The sequence below is a fragment of the Paraburkholderia graminis genome, assembly GCF_003330785.1.
GTDB classification, from domain to species: Bacteria; Pseudomonadota; Gammaproteobacteria; order Burkholderiales; family Burkholderiaceae; genus Paraburkholderia; species Paraburkholderia graminis.
On the sequence record NZ_CP024934.1, the window covers coordinates 3,370,220 to 3,389,982 of the forward strand.

The 19,763-nt window shown below is 64.6% G+C and carries 19 protein-coding genes; 15 read left to right on the plus strand and 4 right to left on the minus strand.

What is annotated here, in order from left to right:
* The first annotated feature begins 102 nt into the window (after window positions 1–102).
* The 7 genes from CUJ91_RS15055 (at window position 103) to lnt (ending at window position 8,248) form a co-directional block, all read left to right on the plus strand.
* The gene (locus CUJ91_RS15055; RefSeq protein WP_114156468.1) at window positions 103–1,095 is read left to right on the plus strand and encodes a LysR family transcriptional regulator; all 993 of its coding nucleotides are present in this window, start codon (window positions 103–105) and stop codon (window positions 1,093–1,095) included.
* Window positions 1,096–1,248: 153 nt separating this feature from the next.
* Window positions 1,249–2,634: a tRNA (N6-isopentenyl adenosine(37)-C2)-methylthiotransferase MiaB gene (gene miaB, locus CUJ91_RS15060; protein ID WP_029968214.1), complete on the plus strand. Its 1,386-nt coding sequence runs from the start codon at window positions 1,249–1,251 to the stop codon at window positions 2,632–2,634.
* Between the two features lie 109 nt (window positions 2,635–2,743).
* A complete protein-coding gene (locus CUJ91_RS15065) occupies window positions 2,744–3,817 on the plus strand; it encodes a PhoH family protein (RefSeq protein WP_006049925.1) in 1,074 nt (357 codons plus the stop codon).
* 58 nt (window positions 3,818–3,875) lie between these two features.
* Window positions 3,876–4,337 carry an rRNA maturation RNase YbeY gene (gene ybeY / locus CUJ91_RS15070; RefSeq protein ID WP_006049924.1) on the plus strand — a complete coding sequence of 154 codons (462 nt, stop codon included), beginning with the start codon at window positions 3,876–3,878 and terminating at the stop codon, window positions 4,335–4,337.
* A gap of 61 nt (window positions 4,338–4,398) precedes the next feature.
* Window positions 4,399–5,166 (plus strand): gamma-glutamylcyclotransferase, encoded by a 768-nt coding sequence (locus CUJ91_RS15075; RefSeq protein ID WP_114156469.1) that lies wholly within the window; start codon window positions 4,399–4,401, stop codon window positions 5,164–5,166.
* A gap of 384 nt (window positions 5,167–5,550) precedes the next feature.
* Window positions 5,551–6,444, plus strand: a complete 894-nt coding sequence (locus CUJ91_RS15080) for an HlyC/CorC family transporter (protein ID WP_006049922.1) — start codon at window positions 5,551–5,553, stop codon at window positions 6,442–6,444.
* Window positions 6,445–6,523: 79 nt separating this feature from the next.
* Window positions 6,524–8,248: an apolipoprotein N-acyltransferase gene (gene lnt, locus CUJ91_RS15085; RefSeq protein WP_114156470.1), complete on the plus strand. Its 1,725-nt coding sequence runs from the start codon at window positions 6,524–6,526 to the stop codon at window positions 8,246–8,248.
* A 91-nt stretch (window positions 8,249–8,339) separates the two neighbouring features.
* Here the strand turns inward: lnt and loiP are convergent, their stop codons facing one another.
* Together loiP and CUJ91_RS15095 are read right to left on the minus strand one after the other, a co-directional pair.
* A complete protein-coding gene (gene loiP / locus CUJ91_RS15090) occupies window positions 8,340–9,098 on the minus strand; it encodes a metalloprotease LoiP (protein ID WP_006049920.1) in 759 nt (252 codons plus the stop codon).
* A 257-nt stretch (window positions 9,099–9,355) separates the two neighbouring features.
* Complete coding sequence (locus CUJ91_RS15095) at window positions 9,356–9,970, minus strand: glutathione S-transferase C-terminal domain-containing protein (RefSeq protein ID WP_006049919.1); 615 nt, start codon at window positions 9,968–9,970, stop codon at window positions 9,356–9,358.
* A 243-nt stretch (window positions 9,971–10,213) separates the two neighbouring features.
* Here CUJ91_RS15095 and CUJ91_RS15100 point away from each other — a divergent pair, with 243 nt between their 5' ends.
* The 5 genes from CUJ91_RS15100 to purH all read left to right on the plus strand — a co-directional run bounded on the left by CUJ91_RS15100 (window position 10,214) and on the right by purH (window position 16,048).
* The gene (locus tag CUJ91_RS15100) at window positions 10,214–11,620 is read left to right on the plus strand and encodes an aminopeptidase P N-terminal domain-containing protein (RefSeq protein WP_114156748.1); all 1,407 of its coding nucleotides are present in this window, start codon (window positions 10,214–10,216) and stop codon (window positions 11,618–11,620) included.
* 6 nt (window positions 11,621–11,626) lie between these two features.
* Window positions 11,627–12,901: a UbiH/UbiF/VisC/COQ6 family ubiquinone biosynthesis hydroxylase gene (locus CUJ91_RS15105; protein ID WP_114156471.1), complete on the plus strand. Its 1,275-nt coding sequence runs from the start codon at window positions 11,627–11,629 to the stop codon at window positions 12,899–12,901.
* A gap of 218 nt (window positions 12,902–13,119) precedes the next feature.
* Window positions 13,120–14,196 carry a tRNA dihydrouridine synthase DusB gene (dusB, locus tag CUJ91_RS15110; protein WP_029968232.1) on the plus strand — a complete coding sequence of 359 codons (1,077 nt, stop codon included), beginning with the start codon at window positions 13,120–13,122 and terminating at the stop codon, window positions 14,194–14,196.
* Window positions 14,193–14,426, plus strand: a complete 234-nt coding sequence (locus tag CUJ91_RS15115; RefSeq protein WP_006049915.1) for a Fis family transcriptional regulator — start codon at window positions 14,193–14,195, stop codon at window positions 14,424–14,426. The genes dusB and CUJ91_RS15115 overlap by 4 nt, the downstream gene beginning before the upstream one ends.
* Window positions 14,427–14,482: 56 nt before the next feature.
* Entirely contained in the window at window positions 14,483–16,048 is a 1,566-nt protein-coding gene (gene purH / locus CUJ91_RS15120) for a bifunctional phosphoribosylaminoimidazolecarboxamide formyltransferase/IMP cyclohydrolase (protein WP_114156472.1), read from the plus strand.
* 145 nt (window positions 16,049–16,193) lie between these two features.
* On the opposite strand, the gene CUJ91_RS15125 is transcribed toward purH, so the two are convergent.
* Entirely contained in the window at window positions 16,194–16,433 is a 240-nt protein-coding gene (locus tag CUJ91_RS15125) for a hypothetical protein (RefSeq protein ID WP_006049913.1), read from the minus strand.
* Between the two features lie 128 nt (window positions 16,434–16,561).
* Between CUJ91_RS15125 and ruvC the strand changes: the two genes are divergently transcribed.
* The 3 genes from ruvC to ruvB all read left to right on the plus strand — a co-directional run bounded on the left by ruvC (window position 16,562) and on the right by ruvB (window position 18,926).
* Window positions 16,562–17,104, plus strand: a complete 543-nt coding sequence (gene ruvC / locus CUJ91_RS15130) for a crossover junction endodeoxyribonuclease RuvC (RefSeq protein WP_007180437.1) — start codon at window positions 16,562–16,564, stop codon at window positions 17,102–17,104.
* A gap of 54 nt (window positions 17,105–17,158) precedes the next feature.
* On the plus strand, window positions 17,159–17,740 hold the full coding sequence (gene ruvA, locus CUJ91_RS15135) for a Holliday junction branch migration protein RuvA (protein WP_029968236.1): 582 nt from the start codon (window positions 17,159–17,161) through the stop codon (window positions 17,738–17,740).
* A 121-nt stretch (window positions 17,741–17,861) separates the two neighbouring features.
* Window positions 17,862–18,926, plus strand: coding sequence for a Holliday junction branch migration DNA helicase RuvB (gene ruvB, locus CUJ91_RS15140; protein WP_053858723.1), 1,065 nt, complete (start codon window positions 17,862–17,864; stop codon window positions 18,924–18,926).
* A 130-nt stretch (window positions 18,927–19,056) separates the two neighbouring features.
* Here the strand turns inward: ruvB and CUJ91_RS15145 are convergent, their stop codons facing one another.
* On the minus strand, window positions 19,057–19,728 hold the full coding sequence (locus tag CUJ91_RS15145; RefSeq protein WP_029968237.1) for a histidine phosphatase family protein: 672 nt from the start codon (window positions 19,726–19,728) through the stop codon (window positions 19,057–19,059).
* Window positions 19,729–19,763: the final 35 nt, after the last annotated feature.

Genomic DNA, 19,763 nt, shown 5'->3' on the forward strand with positions numbered 1-19,763 from the left:
AGCGCCGCATGAGTTTTCGAGAAACGAATTGTCGGCGCGCGGCGGCCATTTGATAATTGGCGTAGCATTTGAAGCATTTTCAAATGCCATTTGAAGCGAGCGATGGATAATCTCGGCGACATTCGCCTCTTTGTCGAGGCCGCGCAGCAAGGCAGTTTGTCCGCGGCGGGCCGCAAAATGGGTCTCACGCCCGCCGCCGCGAGCGCGCGCCTCGCCAAGCTCGAAGCCGGCCTGAAGGCGCGGCTTTTCGAGCGCACGACCCGCCAGTTGCGGCTCACCGACGAAGGCCGTCTCTATCTGAACTGTTGCCGCCAGGCGCTGCAATCGCTGGACGACGCGAAAGCCGCGCTCCAGGCCGGGCAAGGCGTGGTGCGCGGCAAGGTGCGCGTGTCGGCGACTTCGGACTTCGGCCGCAATCTGCTGATGCACTGGCTCGACGAGTTCAACGCGCTCTATCCCGAAGTGACGTTCGCGCTCACGCTGTCGGACTCGCTGTCGAATCTCGTGCAGGAGGACATCGACTTGGCGATCCGCTTCGGCGTGCCGCAGGACAGCTCGCTCGTCGCCCGCAAGCTCGCGCCGAACCGGCGTGTGCTGTGCGCGTCGCCGGACTACATTGCCCGTAAAGGCGAGCCCGAAGATCCGCACGATCTCGCCAATTTCGACTGCATCGTACTCAACACCGGCTCGGGGCCGGCCAACGAATGGCGCTTCACGCGCGGTGACGAAGTGCAGAACTACACGGTGCCGCTCGAAACCGCGCGCGAAACCAACGACGGCGCCGTCGCCCGCGAATGGGCGCTGCGCGGCTACGGCATCGTGATCAAGTCGATGTGGGACGTGGAAGCGGATTTGCGCGCGGACGGCCTGAAAATCCTGCTACCCGAATGGCGCTATCCGGACGCGCCGCTGCACGCGCTATACCACCGCAACCGCTTCATGGCGCCGCGCGTGCGCGTGCTGCTGGATTTTCTGAGCGAGCGCTTCGCGCAGGTATCGGACGAACTGGAAGGCCTGCTCGGCTTGCCGCCCGCGGCGCTGGAGGCGTCGGAGACCGATGTGCGCCGCGAGGCCCTATCCGGCGAAGGGCTATAATATTGCGTTACGCGGCAAGCGCGCGCGGGCTGCGGCTAAAGCCCAGCCGACGGCGACCAGAAGCCCCGTCCCACGGACCTCGCGCACGTTTTCGCCTCTCCTCGACCCTTTATACAGCGCCCCCAGGTTAACCACTGCGACCGGCGAAATTCGATGACCAAAAAAGTTTATGTAAAGACCTTTGGCTGCCAGATGAACGAGTACGACTCCGACAAGATGGTCGACGTACTCGGCGCGGCTGAGGGCCTCGTCAAGACCGACACGCCCGAAGACGCGGACGTGATCCTGTTCAACACCTGCTCGGTGCGCGAAAAAGCCCAGGAAAAAGTGTTCTCCGACCTCGGCCGCGTGCGCGAGCTGAAGGAAGCGAATCCCAATCTGATCATCGGCGTGGGCGGCTGCGTGGCGAGCCAGGAAGGCGCGTCCATCGTTGCGCGCGCGCCTTACGTCGATCTGGTGTTCGGCCCGCAAACGCTGCACCGTCTGCCGCAAATGATCGACAAGCGCCGGGAAAGCGGCCGCGCGCAGGTCGACATCTCGTTTCCCGAAATCGAAAAGTTCGACCATCTGCCGCCCGCGCGCGTGGAAGGCCCGAGCGCTTTCGTGTCGATCATGGAGGGTTGCAGCAAGTACTGCAGCTACTGCGTCGTGCCCTACACGCGCGGCGAAGAAGTCTCCCGTCCGCTTGACGACGTTCTGACGGAAATTGCCGGTCTCGCCGATCAGGGCGTGCGCGAAGTCACCTTGCTGGGTCAGAACGTGAACGCCTATCGTGGCGCGCTGACCGTCGGCTCGTCGGAAATCGCCGACTTTGCGACGCTGATCGAATACGTCGCCGATATTCCGGGCATCGAACGGATTCGCTATACCACGTCGCATCCGAAGGAATTCACGCAGCGTCTGATCGACACCTACGCGAAGGTGCCGAAGCTCGTGAGCCACCTGCATCTGCCGGTGCAGCACGGTTCCGACCGCATCCTGATGGCGATGAAGCGCGGCTACACGGTGCTCGAGTACAAGTCGGTGATCCGCAAGCTGCGGGCGATTCGCCCGGATCTGTCGCTGTCCACTGACATGATCGTCGGATTTCCCGGTGAGACCGAAGAAGATTTCGACAAGATGATGGCGCTCGTGCACGAGATGAAGTACGACACGAGCTTCTCGTTCATCTACAGTCCGCGTCCGGGCACGCCGGCTGCGAACCTGCACGACGACACGCCGCGCGAAGTGAAACTCAAGCGCCTGCAACACCTGCAAGCCACGATCGAGGAAAACGTCCAGCGCATCAGCGATTCGATGGTCGGCAAGGTCGAGCGTATTCTGGTCGAGCGCCCGGCGCGCAAGGACCCGAACGAGCTCGCGGGCCGCACGGAGAACAACCGCGTGGTGAATTTCCCGGCGCCGCTGGCTTCGCATGCACGGCTGACCGGTCAGATGGTCGACGTGAAAATCGTCAAAGCGTACCCACATTCGCTGCGTGGCGAACTTGTGCTGGTGCACGACAATGCAGAAAACGGTGCGAGCGCCACCACCCATTGACTGACCAATGACTGACCATTGACGCAAACGCGCGGCGCCACGCGAACGTAAAACCGCAAGCCGGCCGCCGCCGCCCGCGTACTGAAACCGACAGGATCGACTCATCGCCTTGAAAACCACTCAGCCGCATCTGGAATTCACCGCTCCGCGCGACGACAACGCGCGGCTCGCCAACCTCTGCGGACCGCTCGACGAAAATCTGCGGCAGATCGAGCAGGCGCTCGACGTGACGCTGCAACGCCGCGGACACCGCATCACGATCCGCGGGCGCGGCGCGAAACTCGCGCTCACCGCGCTCGAGAACTTCTACAACAACGCGCGCGATCCGCTGTCGGTCGACGACATCCAGCTCGCGCTCGTCGAAGTGCGCCACCCGGCGCGGCATCGCACGAACGGCAACGGCAATGGCGACGAAGCCGGCGAGCCTGGCTTTCCGGGCAACCCCGACCATCCGTTCGACCAGCCCGCCGATCTTCTCGAAGACGACGCCGAGGAACTCGGTCCGAAGCTCTACACCCGGCGCGCCGATCTGCGCGGCCGCACGCCGGCGCAGCGCGACTATCTGAAGCAGATCGTCTCGCACGACGTCACCTTCGGCATCGGCCCGGCGGGCACCGGCAAGACGTATCTGGCGGTGGCCTGCGCGGTGGACGCGCTCGAGCGCGATCAGGTCAAGCGCATCGTGCTGACGCGGCCGGCCGTCGAAGCCGGCGAGCGGCTCGGCTTTCTGCCGGGCGATCTCGCGCAGAAGGTCGATCCGTACCTGCGTCCGCTGTACGACGCGCTGTACGATCTGCTCGGCTTCGATAAGACCGCGAAGATGTTCGAGCGGCAGATGATCGAGATCGCGCCGCTCGCGTACATGCGCGGGCGCACGCTGAATCACGCGTTCATCATTCTCGATGAGGCGCAGAACACCACGCCCGAGCAGATGAAGATGTTTCTCACGCGGATCGGCTTCGGCTCGAAGGCCGTGGTGACCGGCGACACGACGCAGGTCGACTTGCCGCGCGGCCACAAGAGCGGGCTCATCGAGGCGCAGCAGGTGCTGTCGGACGTGCGCGGCATTGCGCTCACGCGCTTTACCAGCGCGGACGTGGTGCGCCATCCGCTCGTCGCGCGAATTGTCGAAGCGTACGACGCGCATTCGCAGAAGACCGCGAGCCCCGCGGATTCGCGTTGATGCGGCCCGACGCACAGCGCAGCGCGCAACACCTCGCCCGATAAGACATCGAACAAGCATGAGCCGCGCCCCGAAACTGACGCTGAATCTGCAATTCCCGGCCGCGAAGGCGTGGCCCGAACACAAGGCCGTGCTGCCGCGCGCGACGGTGGCCGGCTGGATCAAGGCCGCGCTTTTCGCCGACGGCGAGCTGACCGTGCGTTTCGTCGACGCCGAGGAAGGCCGCACGCTGAATCGCACGTATCGCGGCAAGGACTATTCGACGAACGTGCTGACGTTTGCATACGCGGAGTCGGAGGACGATCCCGTCACTGGCGATCTGATCCTGTGCTGTCCGGTTGTCGAAAAGGAAGCCGCCGAGCAGGGCAAGCCGCTCGTCGCCCATTACGCGCATCTGCTCGTGCACGGTACGCTGCATGCGCAAGGCTACGACCACGAAGTCGAAGAAGAAGCCGAGGAAATGGAAGCGCTCGAAACCGAGATTCTCGGCAAGCTCGGCTTTCCCGACCCCTACCGTTGACCGTTGACCCTTGACTGTTAGCCGCTAACCTTTAACCACTGCACGCTGCCCGAACCGAACCGTGAGTTCCTTTCCTTCCGACGCCGACACTCACGCCCGACCGCCCTGCCCGGACTATCCGCCCGCGCTCGGCGAGTCGCGGCTGCTGACCGACGAAGAACTGCGCGCGTCGCTGGAATGCACGCTGCGTGACTGGGACCGGCAAAGCGACTTGTGGCTCTTCGGCTATGGCTCGCTGATCTGGAATCCTGGACTGCCCACCGTCGAAGCCACGCGCTCGAAGGTGCACGGCTATCACCGCGGGCTGTATCTGTGGTCGCGCGTGAATCGCGGCACGCCGGAGCAGCCGGGGCTTGTGCTCGCGCTCGATCGCGGCGGCTCGTGTACGGGCATCGCGTTTCGTCTCGCGGCAGAAGGCGCGATGCCGCATCTCGAGGCGCTGTGGCGCCGCGAAATGCCGATGGGTTCCTACCGGCCCGCGTGGCTGCCCTGTGTGCTCGCCGACGGCCGGCGCGTCGACGCACTTGCGTTCGTGATGCGCCGCGACGTGCCGACGTACACCGGCAAGCTCGGCGACGAGGTCGTGAAAACGGTGCTCGGCTGCGCGCGCGGCCGCTACGGCACGACGCTCGAGTACGTGAGCCGCACGGTTCACGCGCTGCGCGAAAGCGGCATGCCCGATCGCGCGCTGGAAGCGCTGCTCGCGCGCTGCCAGGCTGCGAGTGATGGGACGGAGGCGAACGGCGAGGCAAGCGGCGACTCAAGCGGCGACTCAAGCGGCGACTCAAGCGGCGGCGAGCTTCGCACACAGCCGCAGACGAAGCTGTGAGCGCGTACGCCGAAGCGCCACATGCGGACGCAACGCGCAGACCGCAACTGGCGAATAGCCGCGCCATCGAACCTGCGATGCACTCTTTTCGCTGCAATCACGAGCAGACGAGCACGCGCGAAATCGCATGAAAGAAAGCGCCCTTCGCTCGGCCGTTCGTTTCGCGAATGTTCCGCGATTGTTCCATGAAGCGCCCGGGTTTTTTCTCCAGGACGCTTTTCACCGCGTAATCAGTTAGGATTGACCCACGGCCCGTCGCTTGCGTCGGACCCTGTCAGCCCGGTTTCATTCATCGCCCGGCCGGGTGGGACACGGTCCTGCCATGTGCCTGGTGTATCCTTAATGCTCTGCAACAGCGCGCCCAGTCTTGCCGGGCGCACTACCATGAACGACACGTATCCCAGTCGACGCCAAACCGACAAACCGCACGAAAAGCGCTCGCTGCTCGAGCGTCTGACCGACTTCATCTCGCCCGAGCCCGACTCGCGCGCCGAACTTCTGGAAATCCTGCAGGACGCGCACGAGCGCAACCTGATCGACGCCGACTCGCTGTCGATGATCGAAGGCGTATTCCAGGTCTCCGAACTTAGCGCACGCGACATCATGGTGCCGCGCGCGCAGATGGACGCGATCAACATCGCGGACAACCCCGCCGAATTCATTCCTTACGTGCTGGAAAAAGCGCACTCGCGCTATCCGGTGTACGAGGGCAATCGCGACAACGTGATCGGCGTGCTGCTCGCAAAAGACCTGCTGCGCTACTACGCCGAAGAAGAGTTCGACGTGCGCGGCATGCTGCGGCCCGCCGTGTTCATCCCCGAATCGAAGCGGTTGAATGTGCTGCTGCACGACTTTCGCGTGAATCGCAATCACCTCGCGGTGGTCGTCGACGAATACGGCGGCGTGGCCGGCCTGATTACGATTGAAGACGTGCTGGAGCAGATCGTCGGCGACATCGAAGACGAATACGATTTCGACGAGGAAAGCGGCAACATCATCGCGTCGCCGGACGGACGCTTTCGCGTGCGCGCGCTGACCGAGATCGAGCAGTTCAACGAGGCCTTCGGCACGCATTATTCAGACGAAGAAGTCGATACGATCGGCGGGCTCGTCACGCATTATTTCGGGCGCGTGCCGCACCGGGGCGAGAAGGTTCGCATCGACGATCTGATCTTCGAGATTCTGCGCGGCGACGCACGCCAGATTCACATGCTGCTCGTGCGGCGCGACCCGCTTGCCGGTCAGCGCGAGCGCGAAGCGCAGCACGTGCAGACCTGAGCGGTCCTTCCCGCCTGCCGACCTTCGGCCTTCGCCCGAGCCTTTCCAACTTGTCACTCCTCTCGCCGACCGCGCAACAATGGCCGACCCGATCACTTCCTCCTCGCGCCGCGGCGTGAACACGACCGCCGCGCGACCGACGGGCGTGCGTGCGCTGCCTCGCTGGCATTACCTCGTCGCGCTCGCGGCCGGCGCGGCCAACACGTTGTCGTTCGCGCCCACGCCGCACGGCGGCTGGCTCGAACTCGCAATCTTCGTGTTCCTCTTCGGCTGGCTGACGCGCACGACCGGCTGGAAAAGCGCCGCGTTGACGGGCGGCGCGTTCGGCTTCGGCAACTTCGTGAGCGGCGTGTGGTGGCTCTACGTCAGCATGCATGATTTCGGCGGCATGCCCGCGCCGCTCGCGGGCGCTGCGCTCGTGCTGTTTTCGCTCTACCTCGCGCTGTATCCCGCTCTTGCCGCGGGCGTCTGGTCGTTTTGCGCGGGTCACGCGCGCAACGGCAAGTCCGCGGTCGACATGCCGTTTTCGCCGACGTGGCATGGCGCGCTCGCCTTCGCGAGTGCATGGGCTATCGGCGAATGGCTGCGCGGCACCGTGTTCACCGGCTTTCCGTGGCTCGCGAGCGGCTATGCGCAAGTCGACGGCCCGTTCGCCGGATTCGCGCCGCTCGCGGGCGTGTACGGCGTCGGCTGGATGCTCGCACTCGTGGCCGCGCTGATCGTGCAGGCGTTGCTCGCGTTGCTGCGCCGTTCGCGGGCGTCTCGCGAAACGTCGGCAAGCAGCGGCGACACGCGCGGCAGCGCAAACGCAGCGAGTGTCGCGGTGCCGGCCGGCATCGCAGTCGCGTTGATCGCGGCCGGCCTGCTGCTGCCGCTCGCGAAGTGGACGGTGCCGGCCAACGCGCCGCTGACCGTGCGTCTGCTGCAAGGCGACGTCAAGCAGGACATGAAGTTCGAGGAAGCGGGCGTGCGCGCCGCCATCGACCAGTATCAGCAGATGATCACCTCGAAGCCGGCCGATCTGATCGTCACGCCGGAAACCGCGATTCCGGTGCTCGCGCAGCAACTGCCGGTGCCGTTTGCGTCGGCGGTGCGCAGCTTCGCCGATTCGACGGGCAGCGCGATCCTGTTCGGCGCTGTCGGCGGCTCGGTCACGCCCGAGGGCCGCGTGGTCGACTACACGAACAGCCTGTTCGGCGTCACGCCCGGCACGCGCGATATTTACCGCTACGACAAGCATCACCTCGTGCCGTTCGGCGAATTCGTGCCGTGGGGCTTTCGCTGGTTCGTCAATCTGATGAATATTCCGCTCGGCGATTTCGCGCGCGGCGGCCCCGTGCAGAAGCCGTTCGTCGTGCATAACCAGCCGGTCGCGGTCGACATCTGTTACGAAGACATTTTCGGCGAAGAGATTGCGCGGACGATCCGCGAGAGCGATACGCCGCCGGGCGTGCTGATCAACTCGACGAATCTCGCGTGGTTCGGCGACACGATCGCGCTCGAGCAGCATCTGCAGATTGCGCGCATGCGTTCGCTGGAAACCGGCCGGCCGATGCTGCGCGCGACCAACACCGGCACGACGGCCGCCATCGACGCCAACGGCAAGGTGCTCGGAAAGCTCGCGCCCTACACGATCGGCTCGCTCGACGTCACCGTGCAAGGCACAGCCGGCCGCACGCCGTATGTGACGAGCGGCAATAACACGGTGCTCGCGGTTTCGTTATTGCTGCTGGCATTCGGCTTTGCGTTCGGGCCGGGCATCAGGCGTCGCAAAAACGGTGACGCGGGAAATGGCGGGCAGTAAGCGATAAAAGAGCCATAAAAAGCACAGCAATAAAAAACGCGCGCTGCGGCATAACCGCCAGCGCGCGTTTTTTCATCCGCTCAAACCAGGCTTACTGATTCGACGCAATGCGCTGCTGAATATGCTGCGCACGCGCCGGCGATGCCGGATGCGAACTCAGCATGCTCGATTTACCGCCGTCCATTTGCGCGAGTTTGTTGAACGCCGTGACGAGACCCGACGGATCGAGATTCTTCTTTTTCTGCAAATCGAAAGAATAGTCGTCCGCGGCGCTTTCCTGCGTTTGCGAGAATTGCGCGTTAATCAGCTTTTCCGAAAACTCGCCCAATTGCGAGCCGGACAGCGCGCCTGCAACGCCACCCGCCGACGACGCAACCGAACGCACCGCCGACGTCGCATACGCGACCTGCATCGCCTTCTTCGTGTGGCCAAGCGCCACGTGGCCCATTTCATGGCCGACCACGCCGCGCACTTCGTTGTCGTTCATCATGTCCATCAGGCCGCTGTAGACGCGCACGCAGCCGTTCGCCATCGCCCAGGCATTGACGTCCTTCGTCACATACACCTTGTAATTCACCGGCGTGCCGTTGATGTTGTCGCCCAGTTGCGCGGCGATCTTGTTCAGGCGCTTCTGGTATTTGCTGTTGGCCGGCGCAATTGTGTTTTCGCTGTCGAGTTGCGCGCACGATTTGTCGGTGAGCGCGCGCACGTCGGCGTCCGACAGCGTGGCGGCCTGCGTGGCCAGTTGGCCGGACTGAATCAGCGAAGACGGGTCCAGGTTGCTGACGCTGGAACACGCGGCAAACAGCGAGCAGACGGAAGCGGCAATAACAAGGCGATACGGTTTCATTATGAAAGTCTCTTTGTGGTGTTATTCGTTCGACGGCGCGATGGGCTCGCCGCCATTTGCAACGGCGCATATCGGCACGAAAAGACCGGATATGTTGACTGCATGACCATTGCCCACGCGACAGACGAAAAAAAGCGCCTGAGGGCAGGCGCTTTTTTACCACAACTGAAAGCTTTAATTCATGACTTTGAAAGTGCGATTAACGCAATTTTGCAAACTTGCCTTAACCGTTAGCAACTTCGCTTTTATTTAGCTGCTCAGTTGGCCGGCGCAGTATCGATAAACGATTGGCGCAGCGAAAGCTTCTGAAAATGCTTGTCGAGATTCGGATGCGCATCGCGCCAGTTCAGCTCCGGCATGCGGAAATCCAGATAGCCCAACGCGCAGCCCACCGCGATATCGGCGAGCGTGTAGTGATTGCCCGCGCACCACGGCTTGGCCGCGAGCCCTTGCGACATGGCGACGAGCGCTTCGTCGATCTTGCGCTGCTGGCGCGCCACCCAGGCGTCGACGCGCTGCTCCGGCGTGCGCTGCGTGCTTTCGAGGCGAATCAGCACGGCCGCGTCGAGGAGGCCGTCGGCGAGCGCTTCCCAGCAGCGCACCTCGATGCGCTCGCGTCCCGATTGCGGAATCAGCTTGCCGACCGGCGACAGCGTGTCCACGTACTCGCAGATCACGCGTGAGTCGAACACCGCTTCGCCGTCTTCCATCACGAGGCACGGCACCTTGCCGAGCGGATTGAAGGTATGAATGCGGGTGTCCGGCGCCCAGACGTTCTCGGGCACCAGCTCGTAGTCGATCTTCTTGTCGGCCAGCACGATGCGCGCTTTGCGCACGAACGGGCTGGCGAGCGAACCGATGAGTTTCATCATTGCCATCTGCCTTTTTCTGAATCCGGCGAAAGTATAAGTGCTGAGCGGCGTGCGCGAGCGCCCCGCGCGCGCTTCGCGAGCCGCACGCTCAGTCGCTGTGGATGGATTGCAACATTGCCGCGCCGCGCGCGCGCCGTCTAGCTGGCTGAATGGCCAAGGGGCGGTTTGGCCCCGACCAATCCCGCGCGCCCGCGCAACGCGCCGGCGCAAATTCGTCCGCGCATTGGGCGCTACAATCGCACGATGAACCAGCCGACCGAACCCACCATCGCCATCGACGTCTACCGCACGCGCCGCGAGCGCGTACTCGCCGCGCTGCGTGCAGCGGGCGGCGGCGTCGCCATCGTGCCGACCGCGCCCGAAGCGCTGCGCAACCGGGACGCCGACTACCCCTACCGGCACGACAGCTACTTCTACTACCTGACCGGCTTCACCGAACCGGAGGCGCTGCTCGTGCTCGACGCAAGCGCCGCTCCCGGCGAGCCCGCGTCGATCCTGTTCTGCCGCGAGAAAAACGTCGAGCGCGAGATCTGGGAAGGTTTCCGTTTCGGGCCCGACGGCGCACGCGTCGCGTTCGGATTCGACGCCGCGTTTCCCTTCGACGAAATCGACGCACACGTGCCGCGGCTCCTCGCGGACAAGCCGTCGCTGCACTACGCGCTGGGCACGTCGGACGAACTCGACGGCCAGGTGCGCGGCTGGCTGGAAGCCGTGCGGACGCAGGGCCGCAGCGGCGTCGCGGCGCCCACGGCCGCGCGCGATCTGCTGCCGTTACTCGACGAGATGCGGCTCATCAAGGACGACCACGAGCTCGCCATCATGCGCCGCGCCGGACAAATTTCCGCGCAGGCGCACCGCCGGGCGATGGCCGCGTGCCGTCCCGGCGTGCGCGAGTACGAACTCGAAGCGGAGCTGCTCTACACGTTCCGCAAGTTCGGCGCGCAGGCGCCCGCTTACACGTCGATCGTCGCCGCGGGCGCGAATGCGTGCGTGCTGCACTACCCGGCCGGCAACGCGATTGCGCAGGACGGCGACCTGATTCTGATCGACGCGGCCTGCGAACTCGACGGCTACGCGTCCGACATCACGCGCACTTTCCCGGCGAGCGGCCGCTTCACGCCGGCGCAGCGCGAGCTGTACGACATCGTGCTGGCCGCGCAGCAGGCCGCCGTCGACGCGACGCGCGCCGGCGCGACCTTCGACGACCCGCATCAGGCGGCCGTGCGCGTGCTGTCGCAAGGCTTGCTGGACACGGGCATCGTCGACCGCGCGAAGTTCGCTTCCGTCGACGACGTAATCGCCGAGCGCGCCTACGCACCCTTCTATATGCACCGCACCGGCCACTGGCTCGGCATGGACGTGCACGATGTCGGCGACTACCGCGAGCGCGGCGCGCCGCGCGACGAGGCAGGCGTGCTGCCGTGGCGCACACTGCAGGCGTCGATGACGCTGACTATCGAGCCCGGCCTGTACATCCGGCCGGCCGAAGGCGTGCCCGAGCGTTACTGGAACATCGGCATCCGCATCGAGGACGACGCGATCGTCACGCCAACGGGCTGCGAACTGATTACCCGCGACGTGCCGGTGGCCGCCGACGAAATCGAGGCGCTGATGCAGGACGCCCGCGCGGCTCAGCAGACAAGGACGTAACCGGCCATGAACGATGCTTCTCCGTCCACGGTCATCCTGAAGCCCGCGGCGCTCAATCAGCATTTCGATTTCGACGTGACGATTGTCGGCGCCGGACCGGTCGGACTCGCGCTTGCCGGTTGGCTCGCGCGCCGCAGCGCGACGCGCGAGCTGAAGATCGCGCTGATCGACGCGCGCGAGCCCGAAGATTCGATCGCGGACCCGCGCGCGATCGCCGTCTCGCACGGCAGCCGCATGATTCTCGAACCGCTGCGCTGGCCCGCCGACGCAACCGCGATCCAGCGCATCCACGTCTCGCAGCGCGGACACTTCGGCCGCACGCTGATCGACCACGGCGAGCACGGGCTGCCGGCGCTCGGCTACGTGCTGCGTTACGGCTCGATCGTGCACGGTCTGGCCGAAGCGGTGCATGCAACGCGAGTCCACTGGTTCCGTTCGACGTCCGCCGCGACGCCGGTTCAGGAACAGGACGGCGTCACGCTGCCGATCGAAACCGCGGGCGTCACGCGCCGGCTGCGCACGCGCATTCTGGTGAGCGCGGAAGGCGGTTTGTTCGGTGATCAGCGGGGTGCGCAGAAGGCTGGAAAGCGCGAGGGAGAAAGCGCCACAAATGGCGCGGACAAAGGCGCCGACAAACCCGGCACACGCGACTACGGACAAACGGCGCTGGTCGGCACGGTGAGCGTGTCGACGCCGCAACCGCACGTCGCGTGGGAACGCTTCACGCCGGAAGGCCCGATTGCCTTGCTGCCGATGGGCGGCGTGCGCGGCGCCGACTACGCGCTCGTCTGGTGCTGCGCGCCCGACGAAGCCGCGCGCCGCGCGCAGCTTCCCGACGACGAATTCCTGCGCGAACTCGGCGCCGCATTCGGCGGACGCATGGGACGCTTCACGCACATCAAGGGACGGGCGTCGTTCCCGCTCGGGTTGAACGCCGTCGATACGCAGGTGAGCGGCCGGGTCGTCGCCATCGGCAATGCCGCGCAGACGCTGCATCCGGTTGCGGGCCAGGGCCTCAATCTGGGTTTGCGCGACGCGCACGCGCTCGCCGACGCATTGTCGGCGGAAGGCCCGACGACGCTTGCGCTCGCCACTTTCGCGCAGCGTCGCGCGCTCGACCGGCGCTTGACGATCGGCGCCACCGACACGCTCGCGCGCCTTTTCACCGTCGACTTCGCGCCGCTCGCGATCATGCGCGGGCTTGCGCTGACCGCGTTGGAATTCGTGCCGCCGGTGAAGACCGCGCTCGCGCGTCAAATGATGTTCGGACAGCGCCGCTGACGAGCGCGGGCCACTTCACCAGGAACCCTCGCACGAACCCTCGCGCGAGCGGCGCCGACTCTATGACGCCGGCGACTTTCATAGAAGATTTAATGGGTTACGACGCCCGCAATTGAAGTGCGGGCTATCTGTTAACGCTAAAATGGCGGTTTTCCCTCGCATTTCGCGAATGCTCCGATTGACGAAATCGAACAATCGGCGGCGCGCGCGTCCACGTCATGCCCACCATCGGCTCGCACAATCTGCGTAACAACCTGTTCGTCGCGCCCATGGCCGGCGTCACCGATCGTCCGTTCCGCCAGCTTTGCAAACGGCTCGGCGCGGGCTATGCGGTGTCGGAAATGGTCGCGTCGAACGCGCAACTGTGGAAGAGCGAGAAAACCATGCGCCGCGCGAACCACGCGGGCGAAGTCGAGCCGATCGCCGTGCAGATCGCCGGCGCCGACCCCGACATGATGGCCGAAGCCGCCCGCTACAACGTCGCGAACGGCGCGCAGATCATCGACATCAACATGGGCTGTCCGGCCAAGAAAGTCTGCAACGTCGCGGCCGGTTCGGCGCTGCTGCAAAACGAGCCGCTCGTGCAGCGCATCGTCGAGGCGGTGGTCGCGGCAGTGGGCGTCGGTCCCGACGCGGTGCCGGTCACGCTGAAAATCCGCACGGGCTGGAATCGCGAGAACAAAAACGCGCTGAACGTCGCGCGTCTCGCCGAGGCCGCCGGCATCTCCATGCTGACCGTGCACGGCCGCACGCGCGCCGACCTGTATCACGGCGACGCCGAGTACGAGACCATCGCCGCGGTCAAGGCGGCGGTGCGCATTCCGGTCGTGGCCAACGGCGACATTTCGTCGCCGGAAAAAGCGCGCCATGTGCTCGCCGTGACGGGCGCCGACGCGATCATGATCGGGCGCGCGGCGCAGGGGCGTCCGTGGCTGTTCCGCGAGATCGAGCATTTCCTGCAAACGGGCGAGTTGCTGCCGCCGCCGCGCATCGACGAAATCCAGCAGGTCATGAACGAGCACCTGGAAGATCACTACGGTTTCTACGGCGAATTTACGGGCGTTCGCACTGCGCGCAAGCACATCGGCTGGTACACTCGCGGCCTTTCCGGCGCCAACCTGTTCCGGCATCGCATGAATACGCTGGACAGCACGCGCGAACAACTCCTCGCCGTCAACGAATTTTTCGACGCGCAGAAGGCGATCTCCGACCGCCTCGTCTACGTCGACGAATCACCCGGCGATGCCGGGCTCGACAACCAGGGCGAGAACCACACCGACCGACTAGCTGCATGAGCAAGAACAATATCGAACAATCTGTCCGCGACAGCCTGGGCATCTACTTCCAGGATCTCGACGGCTCGAATCCGCACGACGTCTATGACATGGTGATTTCGTGCGTTGAAAAACCCCTGCTCGAAGTGGTGCTCGAGCAGGCCGGCGGCAATCAGTCGCTGGCCGCCGAGTATCTCGGCATCAACCGCAATACGCTGCGCAAGAAGCTGCAACAGCATGGTCTGTTGTAGCGGGTTCTAGTTTTCTCGCGCCCTGCCACGTTTCCCTTCGGCTTTTCGTCTTCATCATGATCAAGCAAGCGCTCATCTCCGTTTCCGACAAGTCCGGCATTGTCGACTTCGCCAAGTCGCTGTCGGACCTCGGCGTCAAGATCCTGTCGACCGGCGGCACCGCGAAACTGCTCGCGGACGCGGGTCTGTCCGTCACCGAAGTCGCCGACTACACGGGCTTCCCGGAAATGCTGGACGGGCGCGTGAAAACGCTGCATCCGAAGGTGCACGGCGGCATTCTCGCGCGCCGCGATCTGCCGGAACACATGGCGGCGCTCGAGAAGCACGACATTCCGACCATCGACCTGCTGGTCGTGAACCTGTACCCGTTCGTGCAGACGGTGTCGAAGGAAGAGTGCTCGCTGGAAGACGCGATCGAGAACATCGACATCGGCGGCCCGACCATGCTGCGCTCGGCCGCGAAGAATCATCGCGACGTGACCGTGGTGGTCGATCCCGCTGATTACGCGGTCGTGCTCGACGAAATGCGCGCGAACGGCAACGCGGTGTCGTACAAGACGAACTTCCGTCTCGCGACCAAGGTGTTCGCGCACACCGCGCAATACGACGGCGCGATCACCAACTATCTGACGAGCCTCACCGACGAGTTGCAGCACTCGTCGCGCAACGCTTATCCGGCTACGTTCAACCTCGCCTTCGACAAGGTGCAGGACTTGCGCTACGGCGAAAACCCGCATCAGAGCGCCGCGTTCTATCGCGATCTGTCGGTGCCGGCCGGCGCGCTGGCGAACTACAACCAGTTGCAGGGTAAGGAACTGTCGTACAACAACATCGCGGATTCGGACGCGGCGTGGGAATGCGTGAAGACCTTCGACGTGCCGGCCTGCGTGATCGTCAAGCATGCGAATCCGTGCGGCGTGGCGGTGGGCGCGGACGCGAACGAAGCGTATTCGAAGGCGTTCCAGACCGATCCGACTTCGGCGTTCGGCGGCATCATCGCGTTCAATCGCGAAGTGGACGAAACCGCGGCGCAAGCAGTGGCCAAGCAGTTCGTCGAAGTGCTGATCGCGCCGTCGTTCAGCGCCGAAGCGCGCCAGGTTTTCGCAGCGAAGCAGAACGTGCGTCTGCTGGAAATCGCGCTGGGCGAAGGCCATAACGCGTTCGATCTGAAGCGCGTGGGCGGCGGCCTGCTGGTTCAATCGCTCGATTCGAAAAACGTGCAGCCGCGCGAATTGCGCGTGGTGACGAAGCGTCATCCCACGCCGAAGGAGATGGACGATCTGCTGTTCGCCTGGCGCGTCGCGAAGTACGTGAAGTCGAACGCGATCGTGTTCTGCGGCAACGGCATGACGCTCGGCGTCGGCGCGGGTCAGATGAGCCGCGTGGATTCCGCGCGCATCGCGAGCATCAAGGCGCAGAACGCGGGCTTGACGCTGACCGGTTCGGCGGTGGCGTCGGATGCGTTCTTCCCGTTCCGCGACGGCCTCGACGTGGTCGTGGCAGCGGGCGCGACGTGCGTGATCCAGCCAGGTGGCTCGATGCGCGACGACGAAGTGGTCAGCGCCGCGGACGAGCACAACATCGCGATGGTGCTGACCGGCGTGCGTCACTTCCGGCATTGATATTGGCTTGAGCGGCGGCGTGTTGTTTTGCCGTGTCCAGGGTAAGAGACGATAGAACGGCCCGGTGGAATTTTCCGCCGGGCCGTTTTGTTTTGCCGCTCGCTGCGGCGGTCAGTGGCCGACGTTCGTCACGCGTCGTCAGTCGTCAGTCTGGTGGGTCCTTGCGCTCGTAGCCGTCCCTCACTTCCGGATGCTGACTGATGTAGGTGCCAAGACCCTCGCCCTGTTTCGCGAGCCGCTTGAGCGCCGCGACGTGTTTGACGCCGACGCTTTTTTTCGAGTACCAATACGTCGTGCCCGAGTTGAAGCGGGCAGCGACAAAGTTATCGCCGATTTCGTAGGCCACGACGCCGGATGTCCCGCTTCTGTTTCCATAGCGCTGCATATCCGATCACCTCCTTCCGACAGACGCAGCAGTTTTTATTCCGCCGCCACGACCTTTTGCGGGCCGCCGTGCGGCGCGTCTGTTGTAGTATCGCAGGCACTTGGCTTTAACCGCATGTGCGGCACTTCATGAGAATTCTTGGCATCGACCCCGGCTTGCGCGTGACGGGCTTCGGCGTGATCGACCAAAGCGGACACACGCTCAGCTACGTCGCGAGCGGCGTTATCAAGACCGCCGACGCCGATCTGCCGTCGCGCCTCGGCACTATTTTCGAAGGCATTTCGACGCTGATTCGCCAGCACTCGCCGGATCAATCGGCGATCGAAAAAGTGTTCGTCAACGTCAATCCGCAGTCCACCTTGCTGCTCGGTCAGGCGCGCGGCGCGGCCATTTGCGGCCTCGTCGCGGGCGGCGTGCCGGTTGCCGAATACACCGCGCTGCAGTTGAAGCAGGCGGTGGTCGGCTACGGCCGCGCGACCAAGGAGCAGATGCAGCAGATGGTCGTGCGCCTGCTGAATCTTTCCGGCGTGCCGGGCACCGACGCCGCCGACGCGCTCGGCATGGCGATCTGTCACGCGCACGGCGGCACGACGTTGAGCACGCTCGGCGGCATCGCGCCATCGCTTGCAAAGAAAGGGCTGCGGGTCAGACGCGGGCGTCTCGTGGGATAGGTGCGCGGCACGCGCTGCGCTACACTCGCCCTTTCTCACAAGTTCGAACTCGCCATGATCGGTCGCATTGCCGGCGTTCTGCTGGAAAAAAACCCGCCGCATCTGCTCGTCGATTGCAACGGCGTCGGTTATGAAGTCGACGTGCCGATGAGCACGTTCTACAACCTGCCGTCCACTGGCGAGCGCGTCGTGCTGCTCACGCAAATGATCGTGCGCGAAGATGCGCACCTGTTGTACGGCTTCGGCACCGCCGAGGAACGTTCGACCTTCCGCGAGCTGCTGAAGATCTCCGGTATCGGCGCGCGCATGGCGCTCGCCGTGCTCTCCGGCATGAGCGTGCACGAGCTCTCGCAGACGGTCACGCTGCAGGACGCCGCGCGCCTCACGCGCGTGCCGGGCATCGGCAAGAAGACGGCCGAGCGCTTGCTGCTCGAGTTGAAGGGCAAGCTCGGCGCCGACCTGGGCGCGATGGCCGGCACGGTGTCCGCATCCGATCACGCGTCGGACATTCTCAATGCGCTGCTCGCGTTGGGCTACTCGGAGAAGGAAGCCCTCGCCGCAGTCAAAAACGTGCCGGCCGGCACGGGCGTGTCCGAAGGCATCAAGCTCGCGTTGAAGGCCTTGTCGAAGGCCTGAGGCTTTTTCACAGTGCGCGGGCCGCACGACCGATGCAGCAAGCGTCCCACAGTTCGCGAAGCCGCGCACCCTGGCCATTCGGCCGGGTTTCGCCGCGCGCCTCGCGCGGTACAATGACCGGATGATCGAAACCGACAAACTCGCCGCCGAGCGCATCATCGCGGCCACGCCCGTCTCGCCGAACGAGGAAGCGTTCGAACGCGCGTTGCGCCCTCGTCAGCTCGAAGAATATGTCGGGCAGGAAAAGGTGCGCGGCCAGCTCGAAATCTTTATCGAGGCCGCGAAGCGCCGCTCGGAATCGCTCGATCACGTATTGCTGTTCGGGCCGCCGGGTCTCGGCAAGACCACGCTCGCGCATATCATCGCGCGTGAAATGGGCGTGAATCTGCGGCAGACGTCCGGACCCGTGCTCGAGCGCGCGGGCGACCTCGCCGCGCTGCTCACCAATCTCGAAGCCAACGACGTACTGTTCATCGACGAAATTCACCGGCTCTCGCCGGTCGTCGAGGAAATCCTGTACCCCGCGCTCGAGGATTATCAAATCGACATCATGATCGGCGAAGGGCCAGCCGCGCGCAGCGTGAAGCTCGATTTGCAGCCGTTCACGCTGGTCGGCGCGACCACGCGCGCGGGCATGCTGACGAATCCGCTGCGCGATCGCTTCGGCATCGTTGCGCGGCTCGAGTTTTATAACGCCGAAGAACTCGCGCGCATCGTCACGCGCTCGGCTTCGTTGCTGAATGCGCAGATTCATCCGGACGGCGCATTTGAAATTGCGAAGCGCGCGCGCGGCACGCCGCGTATCGCCAACCGGCTGCTGCGGCGCGTGCGCGATTTCGCCGAGGTCAAGGCCGACGGCAACATCACCGCGCAAGTGGCCGACGCGGCGCTGCGCATGCTCGACGTCGACGCGGTCGGCTTCGATCTGATGGACCGCAAGCTGCTCGAAGCGATCCTGCACAAGTTCGACGGCGGACCGGTCGGCGTCGACAACCTGGCGGCGGCGATCGGCGAGGAACGTGACACGATCGAAGACGTGCTCGAGCCGTATCTGATCCAGCAAGGCTTCCTGCAGCGCACGCCGCGCGGCCGCGTGGCCACACTGCTCACTTACCGGCACTTCGGGCTTGCGGCGCCGGAAGCGTCGAGCGGGCTGCCTGGCTTGTGGGACTCGGCTGCGAGTTGAGTGCGGATTGGGTGTGGGAGTTCAGTTGATGTGCGGCTTAGCCGCGTGAGGGCTGAGTTCAGTTCAGCGTGCGGCATGGCCCTGCGCGCAGGCGGCGCAACGCGCACCGCCCGACGCATCCAACGCCTGATTACCGCCCCGGTTCCGGCACCTTCTTGAAACTGTCGTCGGCGCTCGGTGCGTCGAGATGCGATACATCGCCCCACGACACCACCGTCGCGCGCCCGTCGTCGTAATCGACCACGTTCACGCTCGTGTTCAACAGCGGGTAGTCGCGCGGCGCATCGAGCGGCAAGCCGCACGCGAAGCGGCGCACGCAATCGAGCACGCCGCCATGCGCGACGCAGGCGATCCGGCCGCCCGGATGTGCGGCCACAAGCGGCTCAATTGCATGCAGCACGCGATGGTAGAACACGCGCAGCGATTCGCCTTCGGGCGGCGCAAAGCCAGGATCGCGAGTCTGCCAATGCGCGTATTCGTCGGGAAAACGCGCCGCGATTTCGTCGCTGTCGTGGCCCTGGAATGCGCCGTACGAACGCTCACGCAAACCTTCGCGCAACTGCACGGGCAAGCCGAGCGCGTCGGCGATGGGCTGCGCGGTTTGCCGCGCGCGTTGCAGATCGCTCGAATAAATCGCGTCGAGCCGCGCGCCGTGCTTCACGTCATCGGCGATACGGCGAGCCAGTTTCTGCGCCTGGGCGAGACCCGCTTCGGCGAGCGGAATGTCGATATGCCCTTGAATGCGCTTGATGCGATTCCAGTCGGTCTCGCCGTGCCGGATAAACAGGATCTGCGTGGTCATGGGATCGAAGTGGGCGCTGTTCGCCGGTTGTGCCA

Excerpts from the sequence above, each read along its gene's own strand:
- CUJ91_RS15055 (WP_114156468.1), top strand. The coding sequence starts at position 103 with ATGGATAATCTCGGCGACATTCGCCTCTTTGTCGAGGCCGCGCAGCAA.
- miaB (WP_029968214.1), top strand. The coding sequence starts at position 1,249 with ATGACCAAAAAAGTTTATGTAAAGACCTTTGGCTGCCAGATGAACGAG.
- ybeY (WP_006049924.1), top strand. The coding sequence starts at position 3,876 with ATGAGCCGCGCCCCGAAACTGACGCTGAATCTGCAATTCCCGGCCGCG.
- CUJ91_RS15080 (WP_006049922.1), top strand. The coding sequence starts at position 5,551 with ATGAACGACACGTATCCCAGTCGACGCCAAACCGACAAACCGCACGAA.
- lnt (WP_114156470.1), top strand. The coding sequence starts at position 6,524 with ATGGCCGACCCGATCACTTCCTCCTCGCGCCGCGGCGTGAACACGACC.
- loiP (WP_006049920.1), bottom strand. The coding sequence starts at position 9,098 with ATGAAACCGTATCGCCTTGTTATTGCCGCTTCCGTCTGCTCGCTGTTT.
- CUJ91_RS15095 (WP_006049919.1), bottom strand. The coding sequence starts at position 9,970 with ATGATGAAACTCATCGGTTCGCTCGCCAGCCCGTTCGTGCGCAAAGCG.
- CUJ91_RS15100 (WP_114156748.1), top strand. The coding sequence starts at position 10,214 with ATGAACCAGCCGACCGAACCCACCATCGCCATCGACGTCTACCGCACG.
- CUJ91_RS15105 (WP_114156471.1), top strand. The coding sequence starts at position 11,627 with ATGAACGATGCTTCTCCGTCCACGGTCATCCTGAAGCCCGCGGCGCTC.
- dusB (WP_029968232.1), top strand. The coding sequence starts at position 13,120 with ATGCCCACCATCGGCTCGCACAATCTGCGTAACAACCTGTTCGTCGCG.
- CUJ91_RS15115 (WP_006049915.1), top strand. The coding sequence starts at position 14,193 with ATGAGCAAGAACAATATCGAACAATCTGTCCGCGACAGCCTGGGCATC.
- purH (WP_114156472.1), top strand. The coding sequence starts at position 14,483 with ATGATCAAGCAAGCGCTCATCTCCGTTTCCGACAAGTCCGGCATTGTC.
- CUJ91_RS15125 (WP_006049913.1), bottom strand. The coding sequence starts at position 16,433 with ATGCAGCGCTATGGAAACAGAAGCGGGACATCCGGCGTCGTGGCCTAC.
- ruvC (WP_007180437.1), top strand. The coding sequence starts at position 16,562 with ATGAGAATTCTTGGCATCGACCCCGGCTTGCGCGTGACGGGCTTCGGC.
- ruvA (WP_029968236.1), top strand. The coding sequence starts at position 17,159 with ATGATCGGTCGCATTGCCGGCGTTCTGCTGGAAAAAAACCCGCCGCAT.
- ruvB (WP_053858723.1), top strand. The coding sequence starts at position 17,862 with ATGATCGAAACCGACAAACTCGCCGCCGAGCGCATCATCGCGGCCACG.
- CUJ91_RS15145 (WP_029968237.1), bottom strand. The coding sequence starts at position 19,728 with ATGACCACGCAGATCCTGTTTATCCGGCACGGCGAGACCGACTGGAAT.